The sequence below is a fragment of the Brevundimonas sp. UBA7838 genome (genome assembly GCF_002500885.1).
GTDB classification, from domain to species: Bacteria; Pseudomonadota; Alphaproteobacteria; order Caulobacterales; family Caulobacteraceae; genus Brevundimonas; species Brevundimonas vesicularis_C.
The window spans coordinates 1-10,165 of sequence record NZ_DLTK01000132.1 but is presented as its reverse complement, the minus strand read 5'-3'; the positions used below and the strand labels follow the sequence as shown (position 1 = coordinate 10,165).

Below are 10,165 nucleotides of genomic sequence, written 5' to 3'. Positions count from 1 at the left end.
AGCCGTAAGCCTGCCCGCGCTCGATCACCTCGGCCCGCAGGTCAGGTATAGCCAGGACGGCGGCGTGGGCCTTGGGTTGGGCGACGAAGGTGCCGGCGCGACGCCGACGCGTCACCAGCCCCCGCCCCGCCAGTTCCGAGATAGCTTTGGACACCGTCATGCGCGAACAGTCGTAGCGTTCGGTCAGCTCATGCTCGAACGGAATGCGGTCGCCCGGCGATAGCTCGCCGGACAGGATAAGCCCCTCGAGATCGGCATAGATGCGGCGATGCAGGCTCACCCTAACACCGCCGACAGGGCCTTGCGATAGCGCGCCTCGATGCCGTCCCGCGCGATATGGCGGCCGTCTTTCACGACCTCCCGCCCCGCTCGCCACACCGAACGGATCGAGCCCGCCGGCGCGCCAAGGATCCAGCTGTCGAGCACCGCATCGCCCGACCGTCTCGCAAAGGCGACGCCGCTCGTATCCAGCGATACGATGTCCGCCGACGCCCCGACGCTTAGACCCGACGCCGCGCCTGTCGCCTGGACGCCGCCCGCCAGCGCGCGATCAAACAAGGCACGGCCTGTCGAACGTTCAGGGTCCGCCATGACGGCGCGACCGCGCAGCGCCAGCCGCTGACTGTATTCGAGCATCCGCAGTTCGTCGGCCACGCCGATCTGCACGTTGGAATCTGTCCCGATTCCGAAACGCCCGCCGGCGCGCGTGAAATCGACCGCCGGGAAGACGCCGTCGCCCAGATTGGCCTCCGTGATCGGGCACAGGCCGACGACGGCGCCGCGCGCAACGACGCCGCGCCACTCGGTCTCGGTCACATGGGTGGAGTGGATTAGGCACCAACGCGGATCGACCGGCGCATTGGCCAGAAGCCATTCGACCGGCCGCGCGCCAGACCAGGCTAGGCAGTCCGCGACCTCCTTGGTCTGTTCGGCGACATGGATATGGATCGGCCCGTCGCCCGCCAGCGCAGGCATGGCCGCCAACTCTTCCGGACTGACGGCGCGCAGGCTGTGCGGCGCGACCCCGACCACGGCGTCGGGCAGATCGGCGGTCAGGGTCCGGCATCGCGCGACCAGATCGGCGAATCCGTTCAGATCGTTGATGAAACGCCGCTGTCCATGCGCCGGCGGCTGTCCGCCGAACCCGGCATGGGCGTAGAAAACCGGCAGCAGGGTCAGGGCAATGCCCGTCGCCTGCGCCGCCGTCACGATCCGCGCGGCGATCTCGGCCCGGTCCGAATAGGCCGCGCCCGACGGGTCGTTGTGCAGATAATGGAACTCGGCGACGCGGGTGAAGCCGCCCTCCAGCATCTCCAGGAAGGCCAGGGCGGTGATGGCCTCGATCTCTTCCGGACCGCCCCGATCAAGGAAGCGGTACATCAGGTCGCGCCACGTCCAGAAGTCGTCGTCCGAAGGCCCTCTAGCCTCGGTCAGGCCCGCCATGGCGCGCTGAAAGGCGTGGCTGTGGACATTGGCGACGCCCGGCAGGGCGACACCGCCCCCCTCGTCCGCCGGGCTGCGCGCCGCGCCGGGTTCCAGACTGACAATCCGCCCGCCCGCGATGCCGATGCGGACATCGCGCGTCCATCCGTCCGGCAGCAGGGCCGCCTCGAACCAGAGGGTGCGATCCACAGGCTGCGGCTGAAGGGTCACTGGACAGGTCCGTGTCGTTGCGATCAATATGTCTAGACATACCACGATGGATCGATTTGGCGAGGGAGGCCGCACGGATGCAGGACTGGCTGACCATCCATGAAGGTTCGGCGCCGCTGGTGATCGGCCTGCCGCACACGGGCGCCGACATTCCGGCCGCCATCGAGGCGCGGATGACCTCGCCTTGGCTCGCGCGCAAGGATGCGGACTGGTGGGTGGATCGGCTGTACGACTTCGCGATCGACATGGGCGCAACCTTGGTGCGCACGGGCGTGTCGCGCAGTGTCATCGATGTGAATCGCGATCCGTCGGGCGTCTCCCTCTATCCCGGTATGACCACGACCGGCCTGTGCCCGACCGAGACCTTCGACGGGGAGCCGCTGTATCGGCCAGGCCAGGAACCCAATCCGGCCGAAATCGCCGAGCGACGCGCGATCTGGTTCGATCCCTATCACGCCGCGCTGCAAGCCCAACTAGAGCGACTGCGGAACCAAGGTCCGGTCGTTCTCTACGACGCCCATTCCATCCGATCCGTCGTGCCACGCCTGTTCGAGGGCGAACTGCCCCAGTTCAACATCGGCGACAACGACGGCGCCACATGCGCCGGTGAGCTGACGCACGCTGTCGAGAAAGCCTGTGCGTTCAGCGGAGACAGCGTCGTCGTCAACGGCCGCTTCAAGGGCGGCTGGACCACGCGCCATTACGGCCGTCCCGAGGCCGGTCTTCACGCCATCCAGATGGAACTGGCTGACCGGGGCTACATCCTCGATCCAACCGGCCCGGTGTCGCCCGACAACTGGCCCAGCCCCTATGAGCCGGATCGGGCCGAGCCGTTGCGCGGTCATCTGCGCCGCGTCCTGACCGCCTGCATCGCCTTCGCCGAGAGCCAACGATGAACACGCCCAACGCCCGGATCGTCCGCAGCCCGCGCGGACCGGAAAAGACCGCCAAGACCTGGGCCGCCGAGGCGGCCATGCGGATGCTGATGAACAACCTCGATCCAGAGGTGGCCGAGCGGCCCCAGGATCTCGTCGTCTATGGCGGCGTCGGCAAGGCGGCGCGGGATTGGGCCGCGTTCGACAGGATCGTCGAGACGCTGAAGACGTTGGAGGCCGACGAGACCCTGCTTGTGCAGTCCGGCAAGCCGGTCGGCGTCTTCCGCACCCATGCCGACGCCCCGCGCGTGCTGATCGCCAACTCCAATCTGGTGCCGAAATGGGCGACTTGGGAGCATTTCAACGAGCTCGATCGCAAGGGCTTGGCCATGTATGGCCAGATGACCGCCGGCTCGTGGATTTACATCGGCACCCAGGGCATCGTCCAAGGCACCTACGAGACCTTCATGGAGGCGGGCCGCCAGCACTACGGCGGCGACTGGTCGGGCAAGTGGATCCTGACCGCAGGTCTTGGCGGCATGGGCGGGGCCCAGCCCCTGGCCGCGACCATGGCGGGCGCATCCTGCATCACAATCGAATGCCAACGCAGCCGGATCGAGTTCCGTCTGCGGACGCGCTACGTCGATGTCATGGCCGAAACCCTGGACGAGGCCCTTGCGCTGCTGGAGCAATCGTTCCGGGACAAGAAACCCTTGTCGATCGGCCTGTTGGGCAATGCAGCCGATCTGATGCCTGAAATGGTCCGACGCGGCATCCGACCCGATTTGGTCACCGACCAGACCAGCGCGCACGATCTGATCAACGGCTATCTCCCCTCGGGCTGGACTGTCGCGGAGTGGGAAGACAAGCGCGTCAGCGATCCCGACAGCGTCGCCGCCGCCGCGCGCACCTCCATCGTCGCTCATGTGAAGGCCATGCTGGACTTCCAGGCGATGGGCGTGCCGACCACCGACTATGGCAACAACATCCGTCAGGCCGCCTTCGACGCGGGCGTGACGAACGCCTTCGACTTTCCCGGCTTCGTGCCCGCCTACATCCGCCCGCTGTTCTGTCGGGGCATCGGGCCGTTCCGCTGGGCGGCCCTAACCGGCGATCCGGAAGATATCAGAAAGACAGACGCGGCCATGAAGCGCCTGTTCCCTGACAACGCCGGCCTGCATCGCTGGCTCGATATGGCGGGTGATCGCATTGCATTCCAAGGACTTCCGGCCCGCATCTGCTGGATCGGATTGGGTGATCGCCACCGCGCCGGCCTGATGTTCAACGACATGGTGGCGTCGGGCGAACTGTCCGGCCCCATCGTGATCGGCCGCGATCATCTGGACAGCGGTTCGGTCGCCAGCCCGAACCGCGAGACCGAGGCCATGGAGGACGGATCGGACGCCGTGTCCGATTGGCCTCTGCTGAACGCCCTGCTGAACACGGCCTCCGGCGCCAGCTGGGTGTCGCTGCACCACGGCGGCGGGGTCGGCATGGGCTATTCCCAGCACTCAGGCGTCGTCATCGTCGCGGACGGGACGCCGGAGGCCGCCCGACGGCTTGAGCGGGTGCTGTGGAACGACCCCGCGACCGGCGTCATGCGTCACGCCGACGCCGGCTATGAGATCGCCCGCGCGGCCGCGCGCGAGCACGAACTGAACCTTCCGAGCCTGAAGGCCTGAGCCATGACCGCGATTACCCTCGGCCAATCGCCTCTCACCCTGGCGCAGCTTCGTGCGGTGCTGGAGGGGCCCGCTACCGTCTCATTGACGCCCACCGCCTGGACCGATGTGGACAGGGGCGCAGCGACCATCGCCGCCATCGTCGCCGAGGGGCGCACCGTCTACGGCGTCAACACCGGCTTCGGTCTTCTGGCCAACACCTCCATCGCGCCTGAAGATCTGGAAACGCTGCAGCGTAATCTGGTTCTCAGCCACGCCTGTGGAGTCGGGCCGCTGCTGCCGGATGCGGTGACCCGTCTTTTGATGGTGCTGAAGATCGCCAGTCTGTCGCGCGGCGCCTCGGGTGTTCGGCGCGAAACGCTGGAGGCCCTGATCGCCCTGGTAAACGCGGACATCCTGCCCTGCATCCCGTCGAAGGGATCGGTGGGCGCCTCGGGCGACCTGGCGCCCCTGGCTCATATGTCCTGCGTCCTGATCGGCGTGGGCGAGGCGCGGCTGAAAGGCGAAACCTTGGAGGCCGAAGCGGCTCTGGCGAAGGTCGGCCTTACTCCTCTGACGCTGGGCCCGAAGGAAGGCCTGGCCCTGCTGAACGGCACCCAGTGTTCGACGGCGCTGGCCCTTGCCGGTCTGTTCGCGGCCGAGGCGGCGTTCGCCGCGGGCATCGCCGCCGGCGCCTTGTCGGTCGATGCGCTGAAAGGGTCCGACGCGCCGTTCGATCATCGCATCCACGCCCTGCGCGGCCAACCGGGCCAGATCGCCGTCGCCGCCCGCCTGCGCGAGCTGATGGCGGGCTCCGCCATCCGCGACAGTCACCGCGACGACTGCTCCAAGGTCCAGGACCCTTACTCCCTTCGGTGCCAGCCCCAGGTGATGGGCGCAGTCCTCGATGTGCTGACCAGCGCCGCCGCCACGCTGGCGCGCGAGGCGAACGCCGTGACCGACAACCCGCTGGTCTTCATCGAGGATGGCGACGTCATCTCGGGCGGCAACTTTCACGCCGAACCCGTTGCTTTCGCTGCCGATCAGATCGCCATGACGCTCTGCGAGATTGGCAATATCTCGGAACGCCGCACCTCGATCCTGGTGGATCCCAAGATGAGCGAACTGCCGGCCTTCCTGGTCAAGGAAAGCGGCCTGAACTCCGGTTTCATGATCGCCCAGGTGACGGCGGCCGCCCTGATCGCCGAGAATCGAATGGTCGCCCACCCATGCAGCGTGGACACCGTGCCGACCAGCGCCAATCAGGAAGATCACGTGAGCATGGCCACCCACGGCGCGCGGCGCCTGCTGGACATGGCCGAGAACACGGCAACGGTGGTCGGCATCGAGCTTCTGGCGGCGGCGCAGGGACTGGAGTTCCATCGGCCGCTCACCAGCTCGCCGCCGCTGGAACAGGTCTTCGCCATCGTCCGAGAAGCCGCCGCCCCCTATGCCAGCGACCACTATTTCGCCCCGGACATCGCTCGCGCGACCGACGCCGTACGCGCGGGTCGTTACCGAACCTTCGCGGCGGACCTGCTGCCTTCGGCCTGATCCGGCTCAGCCGCCGAGAACACCTAGGTGTTCCAACAGGATGGCCGTGCCCAGACCGATCAGCGCCACGCCGCCGATGATCTCGGCCGTCTTGCCGAAGCGCGTGCCAACGGCCTTGCCGATCAGCATGCCGATGGTGGTCAACACGAAGGTGGTGAAGCCGATCGAGGCGGCGATCACCCAGATATTGGCGCCGATGAAGGCCAGACCCACGCCCACGGCCGCGGCATCGATGCTGGTGCCGACCGCCGTCGCCACGAGCGCCCAAGGGCCGGACCGGCGCGGCGCCTCATCCTCGTCCGTGCCCCGCGGTTGAACGCCTTCCCAGATCATCTTGCCGCCGACGATCAGCAGCAGGGTGAAGGCGATCCAGTGATCCACCTTCTCAACCAGGCCGGCGGCGATGATGCCCAATCCCCAGCCGATCAGGGGCGTGATCGCCTCGATGACGCCGAAGACCAATCCGGCCTTTACGGCGTCCTTGACGGCGGGTCGATGCGACGCCCCGCGTCCGACGGCGGCTGCAAAGGCGTCCGTGGACATGCTGAGCGAGAGAATGGCGATGGCGCCTGGGGTCATGAAACAGAACTCGACCGGACGCGTGACAGCGGTCCTGCACCGGCCGGTCGCGGCGTCAGGACACGCTGGTCTCGCTAGGCGGTGGTTCCGCTGATCGCGCCACGCGCCGAAGCGCGAGTATGTTGACGCGATCCCGACGACGAACGCCGGAAGCTACTCCCCAACAGGAGGCGGCTCTCTACACGCCGCTTCCTGCGCTTGGCAACCTCACAGGTCGATCAGGTGCCCGACTTGGGCGCCATGACGACGGGCGCATCATCGCGCGCCGAGGTCGATGCGCCGGCCGGTTGGCGCTCGACCGTCAGGGCATAGGCGCCCATCTGATTGGGCCCGTAGGCGCGAGCGCGCAAGACGTACCAGCCGTCATCCGGCGCGGTCCAATCCAGCTTGGCGTGCGCGTCGGACAGGCTGTCGTCATCGGTGGCCAGGCTGGTGAAATCGCCGTCCTCATCCTGCTTGCCCAGGTCGATGAAGGAGTCGAAGGCATTCGACACCATCGTCAGACGCAGCTTCTCGTCCTTCTTGGCCTGGAAGCGGTAGGCGTCGAAAAAGGCGCCTTCGTCGCTGAGCGCGGCGCTGTTCGACAGGGTTCCGCGCGCGGTCGACCCGATCAGCAGACTGCCGGGCTTGGGCTCTGGCCCGCGATCCAGCAGTTCCAGTGAATAGAGGCCCTTGCTTTCCGCATCCAGCGGCATGGCGCGGACCACATAACTACCGTCCGACGGCAGGGTGAAGTTCAGCCGCGAATCCGTGCCCTCGGCCAGGCCGTCGTCATCGCTGGCCAGCGCCTCGAACTCACCGTCGGCCTTGCCGATCTCCAGATAGGCGTCGAAGTCGCCGGACCGCAGGATCGCCTGAACGCGCTGGCCTTCCGTTCCAGCAAAGACATAGGCGTCATAGCGTTTGCCATCGTCGCCCTGGGGGTCCTCGTCGGTGATCTCGCCCTCCACGGTTTGACCCAAAGTCGCCGTGGTCGGCGGCGGCGGCGGCGCGGTTTCAGTCAGCTTCAGCGTATAGTCGCCCTCGGCCTCGTCACTGAATCCACGCGCCTCGATGATGTAGTCACCGTCGGCGTCCAAGGTGCGGGCGATGCGGGCGTCGGTGCCCGAGCCGGCGCCGTCATCGTCCTCCGCCAGAACGGTATCGTCCGAAGCACGGCGAAGCGTCAGATAGGCGTCGAAGTCGCTCGACTTCATCTCGATGGCCACGCGCTGGCCGTTCGTCCCGGTGAAGCGATAAGTCTCCGCGCGCTGGCCGCCGTCGTTCGTGGCGCTGTCCGAGTCCAGTTCACCCTTGATCTCGTCACCGATCGCGATGGGCTTTGACGGCGGCGCGGGCGGCGCCTCTGTCAAGCCCAGTTCGTAGCGACCCAGCCCGTCTTCCAGCGACGTGGCCCGGATCACATATTCGCCCGCGGTCGGCGCCGTGAAGGTCAGCCGCGAATTCAGCCCACCGCCGGGCGCATCGTCGTTCGAACTGATCTCGACGAAATCGGGACCGTTCATCCGCCCCACCCGCACCAGGGGATCGAAAGCCTCGGAGTCCAGCGTCACCACAAACCGATCGCCGGCGTTGGCGCGGAAGGCGTAGGCGTCATAGCGGCCGCCGTCTTCCTGCTCAGGATCGCGAGCCGTCAGTTCGCCGCTCTGGGTCGCCCCGACACGAATGCCGCTGGGTCGCGGCGCTCGCGGCGGCGTCGGGCGTTCCTGCAACAACAGACGATAGTCGCCGCCGTCCAGTCCGCTCAGCGTCCGGGCCCTCAGAACATAGGTCCCCGCCTGTTCCGGCGTGAACCGCAGCCGCGCATTGGTGCCGTCCCCCAACCCGTCGTCGTCGGACGCCAGCGGCTCGCCCGCTGCGCCGTCGGCGTAGAATTCCAGATAGGCGTCGAAAGCGTCCGATCTCAGCATAGCTTCCAGCCGCTGCCCCGCCCGCGCCTCGAACCGATAGTCGTCGTAGCGATATTCGTCATCCGCCGCCTTGGCGTCGCCGTCCGTCAGGGCGCCGTTCACATTGGCCCCGATGCGCAGCGACTGCGCGTCCTGGGCCACGGCCGGCGCGACCGCCCACAAGAGGGCCAGGGTGCTGACAGCGGCGGCGAGCGACGGACGGTTCATGAATTCCTCCAGCATAGGCTGCGGATCATAGACGCCGAACCGTGACGGCTGTAAATCGCCGCCATCCTGATTTCCCGCCAGACGGAGCTGCCATGTCGGCCCAATCCACGCCTGCGACGCTGATCGACGGCAAGGCCTTCTCGGCCGCCCTGGTGGAACGCGTCGGCGCGGCCGTCGCCCGGCTGGAAGCCGCGCACGGCGTCAAACCCGGTCTGGCCGTCGTCATCGTCGGCGAGGACCCGGCCAGCCAGATCTACGTCCGCAACAAGGGTGAGACTACGCTGCGCGCCGGCATGCGTTCCGACACCCACCGCCTGGCCGAATCTACTCGCCAGGATGAACTGCTGGCCCTGATCGCCCAGCTGAACGCGGATGCCGGCATCCACGGCATCCTGGTCCAACTGCCCCTGCCCGCCCACATCGACGCGACGGTGGTTCTGGACGCCATTTCGCCGGACAAGGATGTGGACGGCTTTCATGTCGTCAACGCCGGTCGTCTGGCCGTCGGCTTGCCGGGTCTGGTCCCCTGCACGCCCTTGGGCTGTCTGATTCTGCTGAAGGATCAACTCGGCGATCTGTCGGGCCTGAACGCCGTCATCGTCGGCCGTTCCAACATCGTCGGCAAGCCGATGGCGCAACTGCTGCTCGGCGAAAGCTGCACGGTCACCATCGCCCATTCGCGCACGCGGGACCTGCCCGACGTCTGCCGTCGCGCCGACATTCTGGTCGCCGCCGTCGGTCGGCCCGAGATGATCAAGGGGGACTGGATCAAACCGGACGCGACCGTCATTGACGTGGGCATCAACCGCGTTCCCTCGGCCGATCCCGTCAAGGCCGCCGAGGGCAAGACCCGCGTCGTCGGCGATGTCGCTTTCAAGGAGGCGGTCGAGGTCGCAGGTCGCATCACCCCGGTGCCGGGCGGCGTCGGCCCCATGACCATCGCCTGTTTGTTGGCCAACACCTATTCGGCCGCCTGCCGCCTCAACAATATCCAACCGGAGCCATTGGACGCTTGATGCATTCATAGGGCCGGTGAATAGTCCCGCTCAACGGCGCTATCGCCGAACGGGAGATGTCATGGTCCGCCTCAACGCTCGCGCCGCCGCTCTGACCGGCGCTCTGATGATCGTCCCCGCCGTGGCGGGCTGCGGCTACAACACCATTCCAACCAAGCAGGAACGGGCCGAGGCGGCCTGGGCCGACGTGCAGAGCCAGTATCAGCGCCGCGCCGACCTGATCCCCAATCTGGTCGCGACCGTTCAAGGCGCCGCGATCCAGGAACGCACCACCCTAACGGACGTCATCAACGCCCGCGCGCGCGCCACCTCGGTCAACGTCTCGGCCGACGACCTCGATAATCCGCAGGCCTTCCAGCAGTATCAGGAAGCCCAGGGCCAGCTTTCCGGCGCCCTGTCGCGCCTGCTGGTGACGGTCGAAGCCTATCCGCAACTGCAGGCCAACCAGAACTTCCTGACCCTGCAGTCCCAACTGGAAGGCACCGAAAACCGCATCCAGATCGCGCGCCGCGACTACAACGAGGCCGTTCGCGACTACAACACCACCCTGCGCACCTTCCCGCAGGTGATCTGGGCCAAGACCCTGCACGGCGGGTCGCAGCCGATGCAGTTGTTCACCGCCACCGCCGCCGCCCAGTCGGCGCCGCAAGTCAACTTCAACCTGAACGCCCCGCCCGCAAACGCCTCGGCGCCCGGCGGTGGCGCACCGG

General features: G+C 67.2%; 9 protein-coding genes and 1 riboswitch. Of the genes, 5 read left to right on the top strand and 4 right to left on the bottom strand.

The annotated features are described in order from the left end of the window. The coding region (locus tag B3T77_RS14350; protein ID WP_292080519.1) for a GntR family transcriptional regulator at positions 1-280 on the bottom strand (280 nt) is incomplete at its 3' end. After that, on the bottom strand, positions 277-1,653 hold the full coding sequence (locus B3T77_RS14345; RefSeq protein ID WP_292080518.1) for a formimidoylglutamate deiminase: 1,377 nt from the start codon (positions 1,651-1,653) through the stop codon (positions 277-279). The genes B3T77_RS14345 and B3T77_RS14350, both read right to left, overlap by 4 nt. 77 nt (positions 1,654-1,730) lie before the next feature. Between B3T77_RS14345 and hutG the strand changes: the two genes are divergently transcribed. Genes hutG through hutH form a run of 3 tightly spaced genes read left to right on the top strand, consistent with a single transcriptional unit; the run spans position 1,731 to position 5,743 of the window. Continuing rightward, positions 1,731-2,549: an N-formylglutamate deformylase gene (gene hutG, locus B3T77_RS14340; RefSeq protein ID WP_292080515.1), complete on the top strand. Its 819-nt coding sequence runs from the start codon at positions 1,731-1,733 to the stop codon at positions 2,547-2,549. Next, positions 2,546-4,210: a urocanate hydratase gene (gene hutU, locus B3T77_RS14335; protein WP_292080512.1), complete on the top strand. Its 1,665-nt coding sequence runs from the start codon at positions 2,546-2,548 to the stop codon at positions 4,208-4,210. Before hutG ends, hutU begins: the two co-directional genes overlap by 4 nt. Before the next feature lie 3 nt (positions 4,211-4,213). Further along, positions 4,214-5,743, top strand: a complete 1,530-nt coding sequence (gene hutH / locus B3T77_RS14330; protein WP_292080511.1) for a histidine ammonia-lyase — start codon at positions 4,214-4,216, stop codon at positions 5,741-5,743. Positions 5,744-5,749: 6 nt separating this feature from the next. Here the strand turns inward: hutH and B3T77_RS14325 are convergent, their stop codons facing one another. Further along, on the bottom strand, positions 5,750-6,322 hold the full coding sequence (locus B3T77_RS14325) for a manganese efflux pump MntP family protein (protein ID WP_055755206.1): 573 nt from the start codon (positions 6,320-6,322) through the stop codon (positions 5,750-5,752). A 1-nt stretch (position 6,323) separates the two neighbouring features. Beyond that, positions 6,324-6,493, bottom strand: a riboswitch (yybP-ykoY riboswitch). Positions 6,494-6,540: 47 nt separating this feature from the next. Further along, positions 6,541-8,439 carry a PPC domain-containing protein gene (locus tag B3T77_RS14320; RefSeq protein WP_292080510.1) on the bottom strand — a complete coding sequence of 633 codons (1,899 nt, stop codon included), beginning with the start codon at positions 8,437-8,439 and terminating at the stop codon, positions 6,541-6,543. 92 nt (positions 8,440-8,531) lie between these two features. Between B3T77_RS14320 and B3T77_RS14315 the strand changes: the two genes are divergently transcribed. Then, a complete protein-coding gene (locus tag B3T77_RS14315) occupies positions 8,532-9,455 on the top strand; it encodes a bifunctional methylenetetrahydrofolate dehydrogenase/methenyltetrahydrofolate cyclohydrolase (RefSeq protein ID WP_292080509.1) in 924 nt (307 codons plus the stop codon). A 61-nt stretch (positions 9,456-9,516) separates the two neighbouring features. Next, a partial coding sequence (locus tag B3T77_RS14310) for a LemA family protein (protein WP_292080508.1) occupies positions 9,517-10,165 on the top strand: 649 nt, incomplete at its 3' end.